This is a genomic window from Austwickia chelonae, from assembly GCF_003391095.1.
Taxonomy (GTDB): domain Bacteria; phylum Actinomycetota; class Actinomycetes; order Actinomycetales; family Dermatophilaceae; genus Austwickia; species Austwickia chelonae_A.
Genome location: NZ_CP031447.1, coordinates 201,037 through 221,730, shown reverse-complemented (window position 1 = coordinate 221,730; position 20,694 = coordinate 201,037). Strand labels below are relative to the sequence as shown.

Sequence of the window (20,694 nt, the reverse complement as noted above, 5' to 3'; positions counted from 1 at the left end):
ACCGACAGAGTCCACGAGCCGGATGGACACCGACCCAGCTCCTGGGACATTTCGCCCGGCCACCCCCCGTACCGGCAGGAACAAGGACGCCTGTCGTTCGCCTCCGACGCACAGACCCAGGTCAGCCGACCCGGCCGGTACGCTGAAAAAGCAGCATGCATCGACAGAAACCGTCGGAGATCCTGCACGTACGAGGGGCCGCTCACCCAACGACAACCTCGGGCCGCCGCTTTCGTCCCCGTAACCCATGTCACGAACGACGACCCGGAAGGACCCCGCATGCCCTTGGTGTGGACGCTGCTCACGCTCGCCGTGGCCGTCCTCATCGCGCCCGCGGCCTGCGCCCGCCTCGGACGCGCTGCAGGATGGCCCCTCGCCGGCCTCTACCTGATCTCGACCGCCGCCCTCTGGCCTGCGGTCACCGCCGTCATGAAGGGGGAGAATCCCACCTGGCGCGCATCCTGGGTACCAGCCCTCGGAGTGGACATCGCTCTCCGAGCAGACGGCCTGGGCATCATCTTCGCGCTGATCGCGCTGCTCATCGGAGCCGTCGTCTTCGCCTACTCCACCCGCTACCTGGGATCCGGCCCACAGACCAGCTTCTACCTGGTCATGACCATGTTCACCCTGGCCATGCTCGGGCTCGTCCTCGCCGACAACCTCATCTGGTTCTTCCTGTGCTGGGAGCTCACCAGCATCGCGTCCTTCCTGCTCATCGCCCGCTCCGGTCACGCCGGGGAACAAGCCTCGATGCGCACCCTGTTCATCACTTTCACCGGTGGGCTCTCCCTACTCATCGCTATCGCGCTGATCGCCCAACGCACCCGCACCGGCTCGCTCTCCGCCGCGCTCTCGCACACCGTCTGGCACGACGACCCGGCCTTCGCCGCGACGGTGGCCACCTTGGTCGCCATCGCAGGTTTTACCAAGTCGGCCCAGTTCCCCTTCCACATATGGCTGCCCGACGCGATGGCGGCCATCACCCCGGTCAGCGCATACCTGCATGCCGCGGCTGTGGTCAAAGCAGGGATCTTCCTCCTGCTGCGCTTCACACCTGCCTTCCACCACGTCCCGATCTGGAACATCCTGTTGATCGGCGTGGGACTGGTCACCGCAGCGCTCGGAGCCTGGTTCGCCCTCCAGCAGACCGACCTGAAAAAGCTCATGGCCTACTCCACCGTGAGCCAGCTCGGGCTGCTCGTCGCCACCATCGGCGTCGGCACCGCAGCCGCCATCACCGCGGCCGTGCTGCACACCATCGCCCACGCGCTGTTCAAATCAGGTCTCTTCATGATGGTCGGCGTCATCGACCACGCAACCCACACCCGCGACCTGCGCAGACTCCCCCAGCTCTATCGGGCCATGCCGGTTTCCTTCACCGTCACCGCCCTCGGATGCGCCAGCATGGCCGGCATCCCCCCCATGCTGGGCTTCGCATCGAAAGAAAGCCTGCTGACCGGGCTGCTCTCCGCCCCTGGGCCGTCCTGGGCCGGGCCGGTCGCGATGGGCGCCGCTGTCGCGTCCAGCGTGCTCACCTTCGCCTACTGCACCAAGATCGTCTTCGGAGGATTCGTCGACGGTCAGGGCGACCGGCCGATCGAGCCCGTCGAGAAGAGCCTGCTCCTGCCCGCATCACTGCCCATCCTGGTCGGGCTTCCACTGGGTGCAGCCGTCGGACTGCTCGACCTACCTGTCAGCCGTGCCGCCGAAGCAGCCCTGCCCGGCGCCGGAAGCAGCGTGCACCTCTCCCTGTGGCATGGGGTCACCGCTGAACTGGGCGCAACGCTGGTGATCTTCGCCCTGGGCGGAGCCGTCGTCGCCACCCGGCGTTCCCTCTGGCCACGGCTCGAACATCCCAGCCTCCCCTGGGACGGACCGGCCGCGATCAGCGCACTGACCCGCGGACTCACCCGGCTCGGCGAGACCTGGGTGCGCCCCCTCGCCGTCGACTACCCGTCACGTCACGTGGCCCTGCTGCTCGCCGCCTTCGTGGCGGTCACCCTGCCTGCGCTCACCGCTGCCACCGGAGCCGTCGGGCTGCCTCCGACACCCGCTGGAAGCACCCGCCCCGTCGACGTCCTGCTCGCCGGGCTCGTCACCGCCGCCGTGATCGGCGTCTGCCGGGCCACCAGCCGTCTCGCCGCGGTCGTCTCGCTGTCTGCGGTCGGCGCCCTGTGCACCGTGCAGATCCTCGCGCTGGGCGCACCCGACGTGACCCTCACACAGCTGCTCGTAGAGACGCTCACCGTCGTGATGATGATGCTGGTGCTGCAGAAACTCCCGCTGAACTTCGGCGAACACCCGCCAAGGCAGCGCCGCGTCGCTGTAGTCCTGGCCTTGGGCGTCGGGCTCGCTGCAGGCGCAGCAACCTTCGTGCTGAACGGTCGGCGGGAACATGGCGACGTCGCCTCCTACTTCCAACGTGAAACCCTCGACCTGTCCGGCGGAGCCAACATCGTCAACGTCATCCTGGTGGAGTTCCGGGCCTTGGACACCCTCGGTGAGCTGTCCGTCCTCGGCATGGCCGGAGTCGTTCTCGTCGCGGTGCTCTCCACCGTGCGTGACCGGCACCTCGACCCCGATCTCGCCGACCGCCCGTCGAGAAAAGCCGGACAGGACGCGGCCCAACCCCAGCTGCGCGCCCCGGGAACGACCGCCCACCGAGCCATCACCGAGGCGTGGAGCAATGTGCTGCCCATGCAGTTGATGCTGCGGCTGGTCACTCCCCTGCTGGTGTTGCTGTCGCTGTTGATCTTCATGCGCGGCCACAACGAACCCGGCGGCGGCTTCATCGCCGCCCTCGTCGGATCGGCCACCATCGGATTGGCCTATCTGTCGACCTCCCGCGACCGCCAGCTCGGACGTCCCCGGCTTCCGCTGCGCCTGATCGGCGGCGGAATCCTCGTCGCCGTCGCCACCGGGGTCTGGGGGCTCGTCGTCGAGGGGTCCTTCCTCGACCCCATCGTCGGTCATCTGGGGTCCGCGCATCTGACCACGTCGATGCTGTTCGACGTCGGTGTCTACGCAGCCGTGCTGGGCCTGGTCATGGTGGCCTTCAACCTGTTGGGCACCTCCGCTGCCAGCACCGACCACGCCGGTGGCGAAGACACCCGGGAACGGGTCGACGAAGCCGTCGAAGGTGAACTGAGCGGTCCCCTCGACACAGTGCGCGGTGAAGCCGCGCCCTCCGGACGACGGGTCGGCGTCGGCACCGACCATCTGGCCACCGGACGCCAGCCCAAGGAGGTCGGACGATGATCCTCGCGCTGACAGTGGCCGTCCTGGCCGCAGGAGGCACCTACCTGGTGTTGCAGCGAAGCATGGTCCGCGCCATCTTCGGAATCGGGCTGCTGAGCCACGCCGGAAACTTCGTCCTGCTCACCGCCGGAGTGCCCGCCTGGCGCGGCGAGCCGCTGTCCGACCGGACCGAGCTGTCCGCCATGGCCGACCCGCTTCCCCAGGCCTTCGTCCTGACGGCCATCGTGATCACCCTGGCCGTCACCGTGATCATGCTGATGTTCGCCGTCCTGGGACATAACGACGACACCCATCTGATGCCTTCGACCGGAGAGACCCACGACTCATGACCGCAGCTGCACTGCCGCTCTTCGTGGCGGTCCCGCTCGCCGCCGCCGCGCTGACCGTGGTCTGGCGGCAGATGTGGCTGGAACGTCTCCTGATGATCGGCGTCCCGCTGGCCTCCGCAGTCGGCGGTCTGACCTTGATCGTGGAACATCGCGGCACCCCCGTGATCGCGCACGGTGTCGGCGGCTATGTCGCCGGGATCGCCATCCCGTTCGCTTCCGACACCCTTGCTGCGGCAATGATCGTGGTGACCGGGGTGTCCACCGCGGCAAGCTGCTGGTTCCTGACCTCGACCGGCGAAGATCGCTACCGTTTCGTGCCCTCGCTGGCCTTGATGCTCAGCGCAGGTGTGAACGGTGCGCTGCTGACCGCTGACCTGTTCAACCTGTTCGTCTTCATCGAAGTGATGCTGCTGCCCTCCTACGCTCTGATCGCGGTGAGCGGCAACTGGCGTCGACTCGGTATCGCTCGCCTTTTCATCCTGGTCAACCTGGTGACCAGCACCTTCCTGTTGATGGGCGTAGGGCTCGTGTACGGGGTCGGCGGAACCGCGAATCTGGCTGCGCTGGCCGGGCGCGCAGGAGAGGACCCGCGGGTCGGCGCCGCCGTCGTGGTGGTGCTGCTGGCCCTGGCCATCAAGGGAGGGGTGGTGCCAGTACATGGTTGGCTGCCCCGCGCCTACCCGGCGACCTCCGCCGGGGTGATGGCACTCTTCAGCGGGCTGCACACCAAGGTCGCCCTGTACGCCCTCTACCGGATCTACTCGGTGACCTACGGCGGCCGCCCGGCTCCCTGGATGTGGGTCTTCGCCGTCGTGGTGCTGCTGACCGTCGTGGTCGGTTCGGTCTCGACCATCGGTGAGCGACGAATCCGCTCGGCCCTGGCCTTCCAGATGGTCGCCGGGGTGGGGCACATCCTCATCGGCCTGGTCGTCATGTCGTCGGCCTCGCTGGCGGCGGGCCTGTTCTATCTGGCCCACCACGTCGTCACCATGTCAGCACTGCTGATGAGCGCCGGGGCCATCGAACACACCTACGGCAGCGGCCGGTACGACCGGTTGAACGGGCTCCTGCACCGTGACCCGGTGGTGGCCGGGGCGATGGTCCTCGGGCTGTTCTCCCTGGTCGGTCTACCGCCGACCTCCGGAATGTGGGGGAAGATCGGGATCCTGCAATCCGTCGCAGAACTCACCGGTCGTGATCCTCTGCTGGCTTGGTCGATCATCGCCGTCGTCGTCCTGGCTTCCTTGGCCTCTCTGCTCGCGCTGCAACGGCTCTGGGACGACGTGTTCTGGGGCAAGCCGATGGAGCAGTACCGCCCGGACGACGAACGGACCGGACGCGGCGAGCTGGTCCCCGTGCCTGCGGGACACCGTGTCTCGGCTCGTCTGGCTGCGCCCGGTGTGGTCATGATGATCCTGTCCGTGGGGATGTTCCTCGCAGCAGGCTGGCTTTTCCCGGTGGCTCAGGACGCTGCGTCCGGGCTGACCGATGTCCGTCTCTACGTGGAGGAGGTACTGCGATGAAAGCCTGGTACGTCCTCAGCTATCTGTTCTTCCTGGTCCGTGAAGTCCTTGCCGGTTCGTGGCGGATCACTCGGGCCGCACTGTCGCCGCGGAGACTCTCCTCGCCGGCGATCGTCGAGTTTCCGCTACGTTGCCGTTCGGACTTCGAGGTGACCGCCTTGGCCTCCTCGATCACGATCACCCCGGGAACTCTCGTGGTCGGCACGGCCGCCGGCAACGATGAGGTCCCGCCGACCCTCTTCGTGCATGCGCTGTTCTCCGGCGGGCGCGAAGCGGTACTGGACGAGTTACGTGGCATGGAGACCCGTCTGCTGCGTGCCACCCGTGGTCGGGAGATCCCTGCCCCGATCCACGCCCCCGGCGAACGTGTCGCGGCCTTGCCTGCCGAGCCCGTCGACAAAGATCACCTCGACGAGGGAGGAGCCCGATGATGATCGGCATCTGGGTGGCTGCCGCGGTTCTGAGCCTGGCCGTCCTCATCGGCTTGTACCGGGTCGCGACCGCTACCGATGGCGCCAGCCGAGCCGTGGTCGGTGACCTCGTCTTCTTCTCCGGGATCGGTTTGCTGGTGCTCTTGGGCATCCTGAGTGATTCAGCAGCGGTGGTCGACGCTGCGCTGTTGGCGTCCCTGCTGGGCATCCTCGCCACGATTGCACTGGCCCGCATCATCACCCGGGGGCATCGATGAACATCGTCGTCTCCTGGTTGGTCCCAGCCCTGAGCATGGTGGGATCGTTCTTCGTCCTGGTCAGCGCCATCGCGATGATGCGCGAGGGCGATGCGATCTCCCGCATCAATGTGCTCAGCCCAGCGACCGGTCTGGGGCTACCCCTGATCGTCATCGCCGGCTATCTGCATCGCACCGCCCAGGTCGGTTTCGACGCAGTGGATCTGGCGAAGCTTCTAGCCACTTTGGCTGCTTTGCTCGTCGTATCCTCTGTCGCCAGTAATGTATTGGCGCGCGCTGCGTATCTGTCCGGGGCCCCGGTGGATACCAGGACCATCCCGCAGGATCTTGCTGTCGAACCGGAGGAAACAACACGGTGACCGAGAGGCCGGTATCCCTCACCGATGACGACGTCGCCCGTGGGGTGACCCTCCCGGAGAAAGTCGCCTCCCCGTGGCGCCGCTTGGCGCACCGGTTGGGCGCGGCTCTAGCGATTCTGGTGGGCACGGTGTTGGTGGTCTACCTGGACAGCGACGGCTACCGCGATGCCAATGGGGATGGCATCAGCCTCAGCGATGCCATCTATTACGTCACGGTGACTCTGAGCACCACCGGGTACGGCGATATCGCCCCAGCCACCGATATGGCCCGGCTGATCAACGCTTTCGTGGTGACGCCGGCTCGCATCATCTTTCTGGTGTTGCTGATCGGCACGACCTTGGAGGTGCTCGCTGCGGAGAGCCGTCACGAACTTCGTGTCTCGCGTTGGAGGAAACGGATGAACAAGCACGTCGTGCTGGTCGGTTACGGGATCAAGGGCCGGAGCGCGGCAGCGACCTTGATCAGCAGTGGTCGGCGCAGGGACGAGATCGTGGTGGTGGATGCCAGCGAGGAGGCCCGGCTGGATGCGCTGGCCGATGGACATGCGGTGGTGGCCGGAGATGCGACCCGCCGTGAGGTGTTGTCCAGGGCAGGCATCGAAAAAGCCGACCGGGTGATCCTGGCGACCGAACGTGACGACACGAACATCCTGATCTCGTTGACGATCCGCCGGATGAATGCTTCGGTGTTCATCGCAGCTGCGGTGCGTGATCACAACAATGCGGCATTGATGAAGCAGAGTGGCGCGGATTCGGTGATCGTCTCGGCCGATTCAGCGGGCCGGATGCTGGGCAGCTCTGCGGTTTCCCCGCAGTTGGGCGTGGTCCTGGAAGATCTCATCACCCACGGTGAGGGGATCGAGATGGCGCAACGGGACGCCCTGGCCAGTGAAGTCGGTTCACGTCCGACGATGTTGGCCGACCGGGTGATCGCGGTGATCCGGGACGGCGATTTGATGTACTACTTCGAGCCCTCGGTAGGACAGGTGCAACGGGGGGACAAGTTGATCGTGGTGCGTTCCTCGGTGGAGCGTCCCTGGGCACCGCGGCCGGGGACGCACGGCGAACGCACCTCGACCGAGGACGAGGACTGAGATGATGGCGAAGGCGAATACGACCTGGTCGTAGGGCCTGACGGCCTTTTCTCGGTCAGTGGCCGGGTGCGTCGAGGTGCTCAGCCAACCCCGGATAGCCGGTCTTGAGCGAAAACCGCTGCGCCGAGAAGTGCAGCGTCCTGTCCTGCGCTGGCGGGCAGCAGCGGGGTGTCGGCGACGGCGTCCATCGCCTCGACCGCCATGCCTTCACGGACCGATCGCCACCAGGTCTCACCGATGTCGGCGACACCTCCGGTGAGGATGATCACTGCCGGGTCGAGGATGTTCGCAAGGCCGCCGATGACTCGTCCGGTGGCGCGGCCACAGATGTCCAGGGTGCGGGCGGCGAGGGCGGCTGACGGGTCCTCGGTCTGTGCTGTGCTGCGGGACGCGAGGGCGACGACGGCACGGGTGTCCTCGGCTTCTCCGCCGGCTCTCCGGAAGGCTGCGAGGATCCCCGGACCGGAGGCCAGTCCTTCGAGGTGGCCGTCGCGTCCGCAGCTGCAGCGGATGCCTTGGGCTTCGGGTGCAGCGAGGTGGCCGATATGTCCGGCGACGAAATGTTCGCCGAAGAGGACCGAACCGTTCATGACCTGTGCGCCGCCGATGCCGGTGCCGACGGCGACGAGCAACATCGAGCGGTGTCCTCGTCCCGCGCCGTAGCGGGCTTCGCCCAGCGCGTGGGCGTGGACGTCGTTCAGGGCACGGGCAGGAACGGCGAAGGCGTGGGCGAAGGCCTTGGCCAGAGGTGTTCCGGGCCAGCCGGGCAGGGCATCGGTGGCATGGGTGACCGTGCCGGTGCAGGGGTCGATGACTCCGGCTGATCCGATCCCGACGACGTCGATCCGGTGCCCGGCGGTGATTTCTCGACCGAGGTCCAGTGCGCAGTCGAGGACGGCTGCGGCCCCGCTCTCGGCGGGAGTGCGGGCCCCCCGACGGTCGAGGATCCGACCGGCGGGGTCGACGAGGGCTGCGGCGATCTTGGTCCCGCCGATGTCCACGGCGAGGGTGAGCTCCGCTGTGGACATCGGTGAGTCGTTCATCGTCCTGGCTTTCGTCGGAGGTGGAGCGGTTTCTTAGAGAAGCCCGACCCGGCAGAGCACATCGTGCACCGCGTCGACATTGGATCCTTCCAAGGCCGTCATCGGTGCGCTCATCGTGTTGGTGTCGAAGACACCCAGCAGGTGCAGCGCCGTCTTGAACGAGCCGACTCCTGCTGCGGGGCCGACCTTGCCGACGGGGGCGAAAGCGATCTCCATCAGCTGGGCGAGCCGGTCCTGTTCCAGACGGACCTGCTCCCAGTCTCCGGCTTGGGCTGCGGTGTGCAGTCGCACGTACCCGGCGGGGTCGACATTGCCCAGCCCGGGGACGCAGCCGTGTGCGCCGGACAGGTAGGCACCGTCGACGACGACCTCATGCCCGGTGAACAGGGCGAGAGGCTCCCCCAGAGTCCGGTTCTGCAGGGCGAGACGGCGGAAGGAGACGTCGTCTCCGGAAGAGTCCTTCACCCCGACGATGGCCCCGCTCTGAGCCAGGTCCATCAGCATCTCCGGGCTGAGCTTCGTGTGGACACAGACCGGGATGTCGTAGGCCAGCACAGGGACATTCGCCGCTTCTCCGATGGCGGTGAAGTGGTGGCGGACCTCTTCGGGGCCGGTGATGGCGTAGAAGGGCGCGGTGACGACGACGCCGGCGACCCCGGCTTTCTCTGCCGCTCGGACGTGGGAGATGACCCGGTGGGTCTGCATGTCGATGCATCCGGCGAGGACCGGGACCTGGTCGGCGACGATGCCGGTCACGGCATCGAGGACCCGGGCACGCATGTCGTCGTCGAAGAAGGCCACTTCGCCGGAGGATCCGAGGGCGAAGATGCCGTGGACCCCACCGTCGAGCAATCTGGCGATGAGTCGCTCCAGGGAGGCCAGGTCGAGTTCACCGCTGGCCGTCAACGGTGTGACGAGCGGCGGAATGACGCCGCGGAAAGGCGAGTTCACTTGTCCTCCCAAGGTTCCGGGTCATGGTTCAGTAGCGAGGGGGTGGAGAGCAGCAAGGAACGGGTGTACTCGCCACGGGGATCGTGGAAGAGTCGTTCAGCCGGACCTGATTCGACGATGCCGCCGCGGTACATCACGGCGATCCGGTCGGAGATATAGCGCACCGTGTTGATGTCGTGGGAGATGAACACCAATCCCAGACCCAGTTCGTTCTTCAGGTCAGTGAGCAGGTTCAACACCTGGGCCCGCACCGAGACGTCGAGCGCTGACGTGGGCTCGTCCGCGATGATCAGTTCGGGGTCGAGAGCGAGCGCCCGCGCGATCGCGACACGTTGACGTTGTCCACCGGAGATCTGCCGGGGCAGGACGTCGAGGGCGGACAGGGGCAGGCCGACCAGGTGCATCAGTTCTTCGACCCGGTGTCTGCGGTAGTTCTCGTCACCGATGCCGTGGACCCGTAGCGGGTCGAGGAGCTGTTCCCGGACGATCATGCGGGGGTTCAGCGCGGTCGAGGGGTCCTGGAAGACCATGGAGACGGTGCGTCCCAGCACACGGCGCGCGTTGGCGTTGTGTTTCATGGGTGCGCCCCTGAAGTGGACCTCACCCTTGGTGGGCGCCTGCAGGCCGACCATCACCCTGGCGAGTGTCGTTTTGCCACAGCCAGATTCACCAACGATTCCGACGGTCTCCCCGCGGTAGGCCCGGAAGTCGACGCCGCGCAGGGCCTGGACTCGTTCGGGCTTGAGGAAGGTGCTGCTGCGGGAGCGGTGGACGACCTGCACTCCGCGCAGTTCGAGTAGCGGATCTGCATCCGGTTCACCCTGGTCGGCGGGGGCTTCCGGCTCTGGCTCCCACGTGGCGTACTCGTCGTAGCCGTCGTACTCCTCGTAGGCCTCGCTCTTCTCCGACGGCGTGTTCATCGGCGTTCTCCCTTCAGCACTGCCTCCAGGGCGTTCGTGGTCGCGTAGAGGTGGTCGACGTCGGTGCCGAGTTCATCGGAGATCTTGCGCAGGTAAGGCTTCTCGCCCAGGCCGATGGTCGGGTACGAGGAGCGGGGCGCGAAGCGGTCGCCGGAGACGAACTCGGCGGGGCTGGGCACGGTGCCCGGCACCTGGTAGAGACGGCGTGAACCGGACTCGATGGAGAGCACCGAGCCGAGAAGCCCCTGGGTGTACTCGTGCTTCGGGTTGGTCAGGATGGCCCGGGTGGCGCCTTGTTCGACGACCTGTCCGGCGTACATGACGGTGATCCGGTGGGCCAGCTGGGCGACCAGTGCGAGGTCGTGGCTGACGAAGACCATCGCGAAGCCGAGCTGTTCACGCAGCTCATTGAGCAGGTCGACGACCTGCTGCTGCACGGTGACGTCGAGGGCGGTGGTGGGCTCGTCCGCGATGATGAGCTGCGGGTTCCGGGTGAGCGCCATGGCGATGAGGACGCGCTGGCGCTGGCCGCCGGAGAGCTCGTGCGGGTAGGAGCTGAGGGTCCTCTTGGGGTCGAGGCCGACCAGTTCCATCAGTTCTTCGGGGGTGCGGGTGCCACCTCGGCGGGTGAGCTGGGTGAGCTGGCGTCGCACCACCATCGAGGGGTTCAGCGAGCTGAGCGCGTCCTGGTAGACCATGGCCATGTGGTGGCCGCGCAGCTCGTTGTGGGCTTTCTCGTCGAGTTCGAGCAGGTTCTGCTCGCCCATCATGATGCGTCCGGAGATGCGCGCGGTCTGGGGCAGCAAGCCCATGATCGCCATCGAGGTGATCGACTTCCCGCAGCCGGACTCGCCGACCAGGCCCATGGTTTCTCCGGGGCGGACCTCGAAGGAGACATTGTCGACGATGTCGACGTCGCCGTGGGCGGAGGGGAAGGAGATCGACAGGTTCTCCACGCGCAGAATCGGTTCGGCCTGACCCGTGTACTGGAGGCGGTCGCTGCGCACCATTTCGGAGGTCCGTAGCGCGCTGAGGCTGACCGAGAGCAGGTCCTTGGCGGTGCGCTCGTCGGTCAGGCCGAGCATGCGCACGCCGTCGGCCTCTGCAGCAGCGGCCTGCTCGAGTGCTTTCTCCTCGGCATCGATCGCGGCGGCTTTCCGAGTCGCCGGGCTGGCCATCGCGTCGGTGAGCCCCTCGGCGAGGACGTTCAGCGCCAGGACGGTGATCAGGATCATCAGTCCGGGGAAGAAGGTCGGCCACCAGTGCCCGCTCAGGAGCACCTGCTTACCGTCGGAGAGGATGTTTCCCCAGCTGGGGTCCGGCGGCTTCACACCGGCGTTGATGAACGACAGCGAGGCTTCGAAGACGATCGCGTCGGCGACCAGCACGGTGGCGAACACCAGGATCGGAGCGATGCAGTTGCGCGCCACGTGCTTGGCGAGGATGTAGGGCACCCGGGCGCCCATCACCCTGCTGGCGGCGACATAGTCCTCGCCGAACTGGTCGAGGACATTGGCTCGGATGACCCGGGAGAGCTGAGGCACGTACAGGAAGCCGATGGCCAGGACGAGAACGGGCACGGAGTTGCCGAAGACGGCGACGAAGACCGCGGCGAGGGCGACTCCGGGGAAGCTCATGATGATGTCGAGCAGCCGCATGAGTACTTCGGAGACGATCCGGTTACCGGTGGCGGCGACGGAGCCGAGGATCGCGGCGACCACCAGGGCGACCAGGGTCGCGAAGATACCGATGACCAGTGAGGAGCGGGCGCCCCAGACGACGCGGGCGAAGACGTCCCGGCCGATGGCATCGGTGCCGAAGAGGTGCTCGCCACCTGGTGCCTGGACCGGTGTCCCGGTGGCCAGGGGGTCGCCGGCGACCAAGGGCGCGGCGAGGGCCATCAGGACGATCAGGCTGATCAGGCCGAGTGCGATCTGGGTGGAACGGGGCAGCGTGCGTAGCGCCCCGATTCTCGTGCCCGGGGACGATTCGAGCCGTGAGGTGAGTTCGGATCGCATCAGATGCTCCTGATCCGCGGGTTGACCAGCACGTACAGCAGGTCGACGAGGATATTGATGACGATGAAGGCGATGGCCACGGTCAGGGTCACTCCCTGGACGAGGAAGACGTCGTTACGGGTGACCCCGTCGAGGATCAGCTGCCCCATCGCCTTGATGTTGAAGATGATCTCGATGATGACTGCGCCGCCCATCAGGTATCCGATGCGCAGTCCGAGGACGGTGATCGGGGTGATCAGGGCGTTGCGCAGCACGTTGACCGCGACGACCTCGGAGTAGGGCACTCCGGATCCGACGGCGGTGCGCACGTAGTCCTTCTCGAGTTCTTGGACCATGGAGGTACGTACGACGCGGATCAGCGATCCGGCGACGGGGGTGGCCAGCGCGAACACCGGGAGGAAGGTGTTGTTCAGGTAGGTGGCCGGGTCCTGGGTGAAAGGCACCCAGGTGAGGATGAGCGCGGGGAAGAGCCCTGCGCCGCCGGGAACCGTTCCGAGGTTCTGGATGAGCAGGATCGCCAGCCAGAAGGACGGGGTGGCCAGGGCCATGATCGAGAGCACCCGGATGAGCTGGTCGGGCCAGCGTCCGCGGTGGAGTGCCGCCAGGACACCGAAGACGACGGCAATGATCACGGCGACGATCAGGCCGAGGATGGCCAGCTGCATGGTGATCGGGAAGGCCTCGGCGACCATGTTGATGACGGGGGTGTTCCCGCTGGTGGTGCCGAGGTCTCCTTGAAGCATGCCGAGGAGGAAGAGTCCGTATCGGACCAGTAGGGGCTTGTCGAGCCCATGTTCGGTGCGATAGGCGGCGAGAGCGTCGGGGGACGCCGATTCGCCGAGTGCGAGACGGGCCGGGTCGGACGGTGAGAACGACATGACGACGAACACCAAGAACGTCACGCCGAGAATCATCACCGGCAACGCGACCAGCCGACGCCCGATGAGGCGCATCAGGTTGGACACGGTCTGCTCCTTCGTGCAGCAGATAGGTGAGACAGAGGACGGCGGGCGGCGCTCGTGGCGCAGGCCGTGGGTACCGCCGTGAATAAGTCGATGATGTCGCAATGACGCGACATCATCGACTTATTACTAAAGCCGTTAGGGATAGTACTGAACCCTCTGTACAGGGACCAATGTCACCCAACGCTTTACGGCTATAGCTCAACAACTTCATGCAGGATGCAGCATCCCTGATGCAGGCTATTTTCCGGAGCCGACCCCCATGAAAGAGAGTCCGGTGAGGGCAATCGGTTTGAAGTCCGCCAACGAAGACCCGTCCCAGGCCATCGGCGATTTGCGGTGGAACAGCGGATACAGCGGGAGCTCCTCGGAGATGAGGTCGAAGAGCTTCCCCCACACCTCTTTCTGGGTATCTTCGCTGGTCGCCTTGAGTCCCTCGTCAAGGAGGGACTGGACCTGGGTGTAGGAGGGCTGCCCCTTCCAGTGCATCCGCTGCTCGGTCCAGGTGTCACCCCCGTACCACCAGCGCATCAACATGTCGGGGTCATTTCCGAAGACCGAAGGGTCGCCCGGTGCGATGACTACGTCATAAGCAGCAGGCTTACCGTCGATGGTGTTGTACACATCTGCCGATTTCTTCTCGATGAAATCGACCTCGATCCCGACTTCCTTCAACGATTCGGCAATCACCGGCGTGCATTTCTTTACCCAGTCGTGATCAGTACACAGCAGCCGGAGCTTGGTGAGCCCTGTCTTGGCGAAGAGCTCCTTCGCCTTGGCCTGGTCGTGGGTGTAGACCACGGACGCCTTACGGTACTGCGGATGATCGGCGTGCAAGAAGCAGGTCGCCGGAGTGGCCTGTCCGAGCAGACCGGTCTTGACGACCTTCTCCATGTCGATGGCGTAGAAGAAGGCCTGCCGGTTCTCCTTCTTGGCGAAGGGGTTGTCGGCGGAGTGGTTGAACATGGCGAAGAGCAACCCGAAGCCCTGCACCGATTCCACCCGAGAAGTGGCCTTGAGCTGGTCGATCGACAGATAGGGCACCGAGTCGATGGCCTGCACGCTCTTCGACTGCATGGCGTTGGTGCGGGTGCCCGCATCCGGGATGATCTGCCACTTCATGGACTTGGCCCGAGCCGGCTGCGGGCCGTTGTAAGCCTCATGGCGCTCGAAGGTGATCTGTTTGGAGGTCGCCCCGTTGTCCGTCATCTTCCACGGACCGGAGCCAATTGGATTGGCATCAAAAGCTTTACGGTCTGCTGCGGCAGCCTTCGGCACGATCTTCACGACCGAGAGCCGGGAAGCCAGCAGTCCGGTGGGGTGCTTCAGCGCGATGGTGACGGTCTTCTCGTCCTTCTTCGTGACCTTGTCGACGAAGGGGATGAACTGCGCGTACAGCGACTTGTTCGCCGGATCCTGGACGCGCTCGAAGGAGAAGACGACGTCATCCGCCGTGACTGGCGTGCCGTCATGGAAGGTGGCACCGTCACGCAGAGCGATGTCGACGCTGGTAGACGTGGCCGCGGGGAGCTCCTTGGCGAGCGCGGCATAGGTCTTCCGGGTGGCCGGGTCGATCTCGGTGAGACCTTCCATGGTGTGCCAGTTGACGGCGATGGTCAGAGCTGCGGAGGTCGTCATGGGGTCGTAGCCATTGGTGCCCAGCTCGTAGGAAATGGCGCCGACGATGGTGCCGTCCTTCTTGGCGTCGACCTTGGCGTCGACGGCGCCGGAGCTGGAGCCCTTGGGCCCGCAGGCTGACAGTGATGCCGAGAATCCTGCTGCAAGGCCCACCGCACCTGCCAGCTTGAGAAATCCGCGCCGTGAGGAATTGTGCGCGAGGAGGTTCAAGATGGACACCTTTCCTGAGTAGCGGTGGTCCGATACCGCTCTTGGTGGCCCGATTGCCTGACATATTGTTCAGACAATTTAAGACCTAACATCGGACATCCGACGTCCGATGATGTAACGTGACATTAGGTGACTTCCACGGAAGGGTCAAGCGCCTTCTTGAACTTTCTAATACCGACAGATCGCCTTCCCTGCCCCGCTAAACCATCCATCGATCCACCTTGTCGACACACCAACACGAAAGTTCCTCTCAGAGAAACTTCTTCACGCATTCACCGCAAGATGGAATTAACACCATCCACCCGTACCTCGGGGCGGCCCTTCACGAATCGAGGTCTCCATGGCTATCGCAGACCGGCGCTCGAGCACCTGGTCCACGGCAGACGGGATTAAGGCGTACATCATCGAATACGGCCTGAGGCCCGGAGACCTCATGCCGACCGAGGCCGACCTGTGTGTCGCTCTCGGAGTGTCCCGCTCCTCCGTCCGCGAGGCCGTACGCACCCTCGCCTCACTGGACATCGTTGAAGTCCGACACGGACACGGCACCTACGTCGGACAGATGTCCCTCGCCCCCCTCGTCAACGGCCTGGTCTTCCGGCTCTCCCTCGACGCCGAACAGACCCTGCACTCCCTACGCGACGTCGTCCACACCCGGATGGCACTCGATCTCACCGTCGCCGACGAGCTCATCGCCCGCAACCACGGGAAGTACCGACGCGAACTGCACTCCCTGCTCGACGAGATGGAACGACGCGGCGCAGCCGGCGGAGAATTCATGGAAGAGGACTTCGCCTTCCATGCCCTGCTGTTCAAAGACGTCGACAACACGATCATGGGCGAGCTGGCCAGCGCCTTCCTGGAGATCTACACCCGAGCACTCCCCCACCTCGGGGTGACACCCCAGGAAGACATCGCCCAGACCGTCCGTACCCATCACGACATGCTGCGCGCCCTGGAAACAGGCGACGAAGCCGGGTACAAAGCAGCGATCCGCGCCCACTACGCGCCCCTGCAACGCGCCATCCAACGCGCCATCGACACCCAGAAATCCACAGCGGAAAACCCTTTATAACCGCCACCACCTGCACGGAAAGAGCACGGATGCATCCCCTCATCAACGGCCTGCGTGGACAGCTGATCGTGTCTTGCCAGGCCTACCCCGGTGAACCCCTACGTCACCCAGAGAGCATGGCCCAGATGGCCGAATCCGCCGTTACAGGAGGAGCCGTCGCCATCCGCGCACAAGGACTCGCCGACATCTCCGCGATCACCGGGCGGGTCGATGTCCCCGTCATCGGGTTGTGGAAATCCGGACACGACGGTGTCTTCATCACCCCCACCCTCCGGCACGCCCGCGCCGTCCTGGACGCCGGGGCCCAGATCGTCGCCCTCGACGGCACCCGGCGACCCCGGCCCGACGGGCGGACCCTCGCCGACACCGTCGCCGCCCTGCGCACCAGCCACCCGGACTCCTTCGTCATGGCCGACTGCGGATCCCTCGACGACGCCAAGGCGGCCTCCGACGCCGGAGTCGACGTCCTCGGCACCACCCTCGCCGGGTACACCGACGAACGGCCCCGGACCGAAGGCCCGGACCTCGACCTCGTCGCCGACATCTCCCAAGCACTCCCCCTGATCCCCCTCATCGCCGAAGGGCGCGTCCATACCCCGGGCCAGGCCGCAGCAGCCCTCGCGGCAGGCGCCCACGCCGTGGTCGTCGGCACAGCCATCACCCACCCCACCACGATCACCGGGTGGTTCGTCGAAGCCCTTCACCACTGACGAGACACGTGAGCGCACTCACAGCATCCACAAGGGGAGATCAAGCATGACCCTACGACGCCGGCTCACGCTCGCCGTCGCCGCGACCTTCGTCCTCGGCATCCTCACGGCCTGCGGTCTCGGGAACACGGGGAGAACATCCGGTTCCCCCGCGACCAGCAAACCAGCGTCCTCCTCCAAGGACGGGCGCGACCGACGCAACCTGGCCTACGTGGAAAGCGGCGACCCGGTACACGCCCTCGACCTCTTCCTCCCGGAGAAGTCCGACGGGCCGGCCCCGGTCTTCGTCTGGGTACACGGCGGTGGCTGGCGAGGAGGTGACAAAGCCGATGTCGACGAACACCTGCTGAAGGTGGGCCGTCTGCGCGACGATCTCCTCAACGCGGGCATCGCCGTCGCCAGCGTCAATTACCATTTGCTGCCCCAAACCAGGTTCCCGCAACCGATGCAGGACGTCTCCGCCGCCGTGCGCTATCTCAAGGCCGAGTCGTCGAACCTCGGGCTCGACCCCGAGCGGGTCGCCATCGGCGGCGAGTCCGCTGGAGCACATCTGGCCGGAATGGTCGCCATGACCCCCAAGGAGGACGCGCTCCACGGCACCATCGGCCCCAAGACCGACCCCAGCGTGAAAGCCTTCCTCGGGTACTACGGCATCTACGAGTTCACCACTCGGCTCGCCCAACAGCGCGGACAAGGCTGCAACCCCGGACGCACCGGGGTGGAGAGCTCCCACGGACGACTGATCGGCGCCGACCCTGAATCTCCCGAAGGCCGCATGGCCGCGGAGAAAGCCAGCCCGATCAGTCACGTCCGCAAGACCTCACCGCCCAGCCTGCTGATCCATGGCAAGCAGGACTGCACCGCCCCGGCGAAACAGTCGGTCGACCTCGGCGAGAAGCTGAAGCAGTCCGGAGTCGAACAACAGGTCGTCCTGATCGACGCCGGGCACGCCCAGCCCGTCTTCTACACCGACGACAACCTGCGCAGTCAGGCCGTGCAATTCCTGGTGGGCAAGCTCAAGGGCTGAACCGGGCCGATCGATTTCCGACAGGGTGACGGCTCGACACCGACAGCGGCGGAGACCACGCGTTGAAGGGCCGCGCCGTCCACCCCTGCCCGGCATGCGATCGCCAGCTCGCGGACGAAGGCCTCCAAGCCGATCTCGTGTCGCGAGGGATGCGGAACCTCCACGCTGACCGGAACCCCTTCCAGGAAAGCATTCAGAAAGCCGTATACGTCCGCGCCGCCTGCTCCGGGCAGCAGCCGGTGGGAACGTGACTCCTCGATATAGCCGTCCAGGTCGGCCGGCGGCTCGGCCGGAGCATCGCACAGCTGCACCATCACGACCAGGTCGGCCACTTCCCGGGCCATGTCCGGAGTGGTTCCGGCCCGGTGGAAGTGCAGGGTGTCCGGCAGTACGAGGCATCCGGCTCCCCGGGCCAGCACAGCAGCCTCGGCCAGCGTCGATACCGTGCGGTAGGCCATCGGCTCGAACATGGGGACGATATTGAAGTCCATCGCGTCCCGGGTGAACTCGCCGAGCGAATCGGCGATCCGGGACCGGTCGGTGTCCGAGGCCGCCACCGTGAACACCCGGGCCCCCAGCGCTGCGCCTGCCTCCAGCGCCGGCAGCCAGGTCTCCGGGCCGACGGTTCCGTCGAAGACCAGACATTCGACGTCCAAGACGGTCAGCCCGGTGTCGTCCAGAGCCTGACGAGTTCGTCGCAGCTCGGAACCGCCCGGGTTCAGTGCGAAAAAAGGCTCGTCCTCCGAGACCCGCTGTACTCGTAGCCCGACGAAGTCGAAACCCGCACCGGCCGCGGCCTCCACGACACGGTGAGGCGCCTCGCCCAACACCGACAGCGGGGCCAGACCCAGTGCCCTCCCCACCGGAATCCCCCCAGAACGAACACCAAAACTGTTTTTACCCAACGTCATTCCTTCGGATTCCGTGAGTGGCGATCTCACCTTCGAAACAGACTCCTCCACCCGATCTGCCACACGGTACGCGCCCTGTGGGTCGGACGTACAACCTGGTTCCCCACATCGTCCGTCAGGCCGTGATACCTCGTTCCGTCGCCGACAGCGCGCAACATGGGATCGACGACCGCCTCACAGATGGCCGAGAGATCAGCCGGGGACCCGGGCGAACAGCAAGGCGGCATCCTTACGGCGCAGCGCCGGACGCTCCACCGCCAGCCAGGACAGTGCCGACACCGCAGCCGTCCCCGTCATGAGCAGAACCAGGTGGGCCACCACCGGCAGCGCTCCACTCCCCGCCGTCGTCAGGATCGTCGCGATCGGCCAGTGGTAGACGTACACGCCATAGGAGAGATCCCAACGCAGTGACCTACGCAGCCACGGCGTCCCCACGACCGCCCAGAACATAAAGTTAAAAAGTTACCCGGATTGTTGAAGGTTTTGGCGGAAACTTGAGCACTCGACGCCCTGTCAGCCTATTTCGCGTTCAATGTTCGCGGAACCTGTGACTCGGTTGAAGTTGGTGCGTCATTCCCGACCGAGGTCCGCCCCCTAGATCTCGACAGTGCCAACATCGTGCAATATGCTGCACTCTATGGATGGGAGAGCGGAGTCGCTGGCACGCGCGATCGGTGCGCGGGTGAAGCAGGAACGCAAAGGGCGCGGCTGGACGCTCGACCAGCTCGCAGCCACTGCGGGGGTGAGCCGTCGCATGCTGGTGAATGTCGAGCAGGGCGGTGTGAATCCGAGTGTGGGTACGTTGCTGCGTCTTTCTGATGCGCTGGGTGTCGGGCTGCCTGCGCTGGTGGAACCGCCTGCCTCACGCACGGCGAAGCTCACCCGGCACGGTGACGGCGCAGTGTTGTGGACCGGCGACCAGGGTGGTCAGGGTGTGCTCGTGGCGGGCACCGAGCCGCCGGACGTGGTCGAGCTGTGGGATTGGATGCTCGCGCCAGGCGACCAGCATCAGAGCGAACCGCACAGCGCGGGCACCCGTGAATTGCTGCATGTCCAGGCTGGCACCGTGACGGTGATGGTCGGCGACGAGCGTTTCGAACTCGCCCCTGGTGATGCGCTGGCTTTCGACGGCGATCTAGCCCACTCGTATATGAACACCACTAAAGACCCTGCCCGGTTCTCGCTCGCGGTCTTCGAACCGGGAGTCGGGGCCGCGCACCGAACGGAGATCCCGAATGCCTGACACCATGACCCCCGACGAGTTCCTGGCCGCCGCCACTGTGGAACCTGCAGTGTTCGAGCTGCGCCCTGACTACCGGGCCATGCTTATCGTCATCGACGGCCTCACCCCGGCGATCACTGCACAAGAGGGCGGGCAAGGAGTGGACGAACTCATCACCGCAGCCGAGAAGCATGCGGCTGGTCTGCTTGCCGCTTCTGCGATGGATGAGCTGCCGCACATCGCAGCGTGGCGAGATGCGTACCGGGGGTTCGGAGCGAAGCCGCAGCGCACCCGCAACAGTCTCGAAGCCCTCACCCGCCGCACTGAGAAGGGCCTGCCGCGGGTGAACGCGCTCACGGATGTGTACAACGCGATCTCGGTGCTGCACCAGATTCCTTTCGGTGGCGAGGACTTCCACCACTATCAGGGTCCGGCACGCCTGATACGTGCCACCGGCACCGAACCGTTCGACACCACCGCGAACGGGGAGCCCGTTACCGAGTACCCGGATGCCGGCGAGGTGGTCTGGTGTGATGACGACGGGGTGACGTGCCGAAGATGGAACTGGCGACAGGGCCGCCGCACCGGGCTCACCGATGGCACGCGCACGGCGTTCTTCATCCTCGACGCCCTCGCCCCGGCCTCAGACGCAGAACTCCACGCTGCCGCTGATGCCCTGGTCGATGCCCTCACGGATCTGGGCACCGGAGTCCGTGTGACCAGCCGTCTGATCGGAGCGCCGTGACCAAGGCACGC

General features: G+C 65.8%; 20 protein-coding genes. 12 read left to right on the top strand and 8 right to left on the bottom strand.

Annotated features, from left to right (window positions below):
- Window positions 1-279: 279 nt before the first annotated feature.
- Genes DX923_RS01015 through DX923_RS00985 form a run of 7 tightly spaced genes read left to right on the top strand, consistent with a single transcriptional unit; the run spans window position 280 to window position 7,251 of the window.
- Window positions 280-3,258, top strand: a complete 2,979-nt coding sequence (locus DX923_RS01015; protein WP_116112042.1) for a DUF4040 family protein — start codon at window positions 280-282, stop codon at window positions 3,256-3,258.
- Entirely contained in the window at window positions 3,255-3,587 is a 333-nt protein-coding gene (locus tag DX923_RS01010; protein WP_116112041.1) for a sodium:proton antiporter, read from the top strand. Before DX923_RS01015 ends, DX923_RS01010 begins: the two co-directional genes overlap by 4 nt.
- A complete protein-coding gene (locus tag DX923_RS01005; protein ID WP_116112039.1) occupies window positions 3,584-5,110 on the top strand; it encodes a proton-conducting transporter membrane subunit in 1,527 nt (508 codons plus the stop codon). The genes DX923_RS01010 and DX923_RS01005 overlap by 4 nt, the downstream gene beginning before the upstream one ends.
- Entirely contained in the window at window positions 5,107-5,541 is a 435-nt protein-coding gene (locus DX923_RS01000; RefSeq protein ID WP_116112037.1) for a Na+/H+ antiporter subunit E, read from the top strand. The genes DX923_RS01005 and DX923_RS01000 overlap by 4 nt, the downstream gene beginning before the upstream one ends.
- Complete coding sequence (locus DX923_RS00995; RefSeq protein WP_116112036.1) at window positions 5,538-5,798, top strand: monovalent cation/H+ antiporter complex subunit F; 261 nt, start codon at window positions 5,538-5,540, stop codon at window positions 5,796-5,798. Before DX923_RS01000 ends, DX923_RS00995 begins: the two co-directional genes overlap by 4 nt.
- Entirely contained in the window at window positions 5,795-6,157 is a 363-nt protein-coding gene (locus DX923_RS00990) for a cation:proton antiporter (RefSeq protein WP_116112034.1), read from the top strand. The genes DX923_RS00995 and DX923_RS00990 overlap by 4 nt, the downstream gene beginning before the upstream one ends.
- Window positions 6,154-7,251, top strand: coding sequence for a potassium channel family protein (locus DX923_RS00985; protein ID WP_116112032.1), 1,098 nt, complete (start codon window positions 6,154-6,156; stop codon window positions 7,249-7,251). The genes DX923_RS00990 and DX923_RS00985 overlap by 4 nt, the downstream gene beginning before the upstream one ends.
- Window positions 7,252-7,331: 80 nt before the next feature.
- On the opposite strand, the gene DX923_RS00980 is transcribed toward DX923_RS00985, so the two are convergent.
- The 6 genes from DX923_RS00980 to DX923_RS00955 all read right to left on the bottom strand — a co-directional run bounded on the left by DX923_RS00980 (window position 7,332) and on the right by DX923_RS00955 (window position 15,002).
- On the bottom strand, window positions 7,332-8,294 hold the full coding sequence (locus tag DX923_RS00980) for an ROK family protein (RefSeq protein WP_205413076.1): 963 nt from the start codon (window positions 8,292-8,294) through the stop codon (window positions 7,332-7,334).
- A 33-nt stretch (window positions 8,295-8,327) separates the two neighbouring features.
- Window positions 8,328-9,245 (bottom strand): dihydrodipicolinate synthase family protein, encoded by a 918-nt coding sequence (locus DX923_RS00975; RefSeq protein ID WP_116112031.1) that lies wholly within the window; start codon window positions 9,243-9,245, stop codon window positions 8,328-8,330.
- Window positions 9,242-10,165, bottom strand: a complete 924-nt coding sequence (locus DX923_RS00970) for an ABC transporter ATP-binding protein (protein WP_240322694.1) — start codon at window positions 10,163-10,165, stop codon at window positions 9,242-9,244. The genes DX923_RS00975 and DX923_RS00970 overlap by 4 nt, the downstream gene beginning before the upstream one ends.
- A complete protein-coding gene (locus DX923_RS00965; RefSeq protein ID WP_116112029.1) occupies window positions 10,162-12,183 on the bottom strand; it encodes a dipeptide/oligopeptide/nickel ABC transporter permease/ATP-binding protein in 2,022 nt (673 codons plus the stop codon). The genes DX923_RS00970 and DX923_RS00965 overlap by 4 nt, the downstream gene beginning before the upstream one ends.
- Window positions 12,183-13,148 (bottom strand): ABC transporter permease, encoded by a 966-nt coding sequence (locus tag DX923_RS00960; RefSeq protein ID WP_162872689.1) that lies wholly within the window; start codon window positions 13,146-13,148, stop codon window positions 12,183-12,185. Before DX923_RS00960 ends, DX923_RS00965 begins: the two co-directional genes overlap by 1 nt.
- Before the next feature lie 237 nt (window positions 13,149-13,385).
- Window positions 13,386-15,002, bottom strand: a complete 1,617-nt coding sequence (locus DX923_RS00955) for an ABC transporter substrate-binding protein (RefSeq protein ID WP_240322693.1) — start codon at window positions 15,000-15,002, stop codon at window positions 13,386-13,388.
- A gap of 331 nt (window positions 15,003-15,333) precedes the next feature.
- Here DX923_RS00955 and DX923_RS00950 point away from each other — a divergent pair, with 331 nt between their 5' ends.
- From DX923_RS00950 to DX923_RS00940, 3 genes are read left to right on the top strand one after another with little or no spacing between them, the layout of a single operon-like run.
- Entirely contained in the window at window positions 15,334-16,068 is a 735-nt protein-coding gene (locus tag DX923_RS00950; RefSeq protein WP_116112028.1) for a FadR/GntR family transcriptional regulator, read from the top strand.
- A gap of 29 nt (window positions 16,069-16,097) precedes the next feature.
- Window positions 16,098-16,778 (top strand): N-acetylmannosamine-6-phosphate 2-epimerase, encoded by a 681-nt coding sequence (locus tag DX923_RS00945; RefSeq protein ID WP_116112026.1) that lies wholly within the window; start codon window positions 16,098-16,100, stop codon window positions 16,776-16,778.
- Window positions 16,779-16,824: 46 nt separating this feature from the next.
- Window positions 16,825-17,805 carry an alpha/beta hydrolase gene (locus tag DX923_RS00940; RefSeq protein WP_116112024.1) on the top strand — a complete coding sequence of 327 codons (981 nt, stop codon included), beginning with the start codon at window positions 16,825-16,827 and terminating at the stop codon, window positions 17,803-17,805.
- On the opposite strand, the gene DX923_RS00935 is transcribed toward DX923_RS00940, so the two are convergent.
- Window positions 17,766-18,668: a sugar phosphate isomerase/epimerase family protein gene (locus DX923_RS00935; RefSeq protein WP_162872688.1), complete on the bottom strand. Its 903-nt coding sequence runs from the start codon at window positions 18,666-18,668 to the stop codon at window positions 17,766-17,768. The two genes, DX923_RS00940 and DX923_RS00935, sit on opposite strands and share 40 nt — an antisense overlap.
- A gap of 240 nt (window positions 18,669-18,908) precedes the next feature.
- Entirely contained in the window at window positions 18,909-19,166 is a 258-nt protein-coding gene (locus DX923_RS00930) for a hypothetical protein (protein WP_116112021.1), read from the bottom strand.
- 187 nt (window positions 19,167-19,353) lie between these two features.
- Between DX923_RS00930 and DX923_RS00925 the strand changes: the two genes are divergently transcribed.
- Both DX923_RS00925 and DX923_RS00920 read left to right on the top strand, forming a co-directional pair.
- Window positions 19,354-19,959 carry a helix-turn-helix domain-containing protein gene (locus DX923_RS00925; RefSeq protein ID WP_116112020.1) on the top strand — a complete coding sequence of 202 codons (606 nt, stop codon included), beginning with the start codon at window positions 19,354-19,356 and terminating at the stop codon, window positions 19,957-19,959.
- Window positions 19,952-20,683 carry a B3/B4 domain-containing protein gene (locus DX923_RS00920; protein ID WP_240322692.1) on the top strand — a complete coding sequence of 244 codons (732 nt, stop codon included), beginning with the start codon at window positions 19,952-19,954 and terminating at the stop codon, window positions 20,681-20,683. Before DX923_RS00925 ends, DX923_RS00920 begins: the two co-directional genes overlap by 8 nt.
- Window positions 20,684-20,694: the final 11 nt, after the last annotated feature.

Excerpts from the sequence above, each read along its gene's own strand:
- DX923_RS01015 (WP_116112042.1), top strand. The coding sequence starts at position 280 with ATGCCCTTGGTGTGGACGCTGCTCACGCTCGCCGTGGCCGTCCTCATC.
- DX923_RS01010 (WP_116112041.1), top strand. The coding sequence starts at position 3,255 with ATGATCCTCGCGCTGACAGTGGCCGTCCTGGCCGCAGGAGGCACCTAC.
- DX923_RS01005 (WP_116112039.1), top strand. The coding sequence starts at position 3,584 with ATGACCGCAGCTGCACTGCCGCTCTTCGTGGCGGTCCCGCTCGCCGCC.
- DX923_RS01000 (WP_116112037.1), top strand. The coding sequence starts at position 5,107 with ATGAAAGCCTGGTACGTCCTCAGCTATCTGTTCTTCCTGGTCCGTGAA.
- DX923_RS00995 (WP_116112036.1), top strand. The coding sequence starts at position 5,538 with ATGATGATCGGCATCTGGGTGGCTGCCGCGGTTCTGAGCCTGGCCGTC.
- DX923_RS00990 (WP_116112034.1), top strand. The coding sequence starts at position 5,795 with ATGAACATCGTCGTCTCCTGGTTGGTCCCAGCCCTGAGCATGGTGGGA.
- DX923_RS00980 (WP_205413076.1), bottom strand. The coding sequence starts at position 8,294 with ATGAACGACTCACCGATGTCCACAGCGGAGCTCACCCTCGCCGTGGAC.
- DX923_RS00970 (WP_240322694.1), bottom strand. The coding sequence starts at position 10,165 with ATGAACACGCCGTCGGAGAAGAGCGAGGCCTACGAGGAGTACGACGGC.
- DX923_RS00965 (WP_116112029.1), bottom strand. The coding sequence starts at position 12,183 with ATGCGATCCGAACTCACCTCACGGCTCGAATCGTCCCCGGGCACGAGA.
- DX923_RS00950 (WP_116112028.1), top strand. The coding sequence starts at position 15,334 with ATGGCTATCGCAGACCGGCGCTCGAGCACCTGGTCCACGGCAGACGGG.
- DX923_RS00945 (WP_116112026.1), top strand. The coding sequence starts at position 16,098 with ATGCATCCCCTCATCAACGGCCTGCGTGGACAGCTGATCGTGTCTTGC.
- DX923_RS00940 (WP_116112024.1), top strand. The coding sequence starts at position 16,825 with ATGACCCTACGACGCCGGCTCACGCTCGCCGTCGCCGCGACCTTCGTC.
- DX923_RS00930 (WP_116112021.1), bottom strand. The coding sequence starts at position 19,166 with ATGTTCTGGGCGGTCGTGGGGACGCCGTGGCTGCGTAGGTCACTGCGT.
- DX923_RS00925 (WP_116112020.1), top strand. The coding sequence starts at position 19,354 with ATGGATGGGAGAGCGGAGTCGCTGGCACGCGCGATCGGTGCGCGGGTG.
- DX923_RS00920 (WP_240322692.1), top strand. The coding sequence starts at position 19,952 with ATGCCTGACACCATGACCCCCGACGAGTTCCTGGCCGCCGCCACTGTG.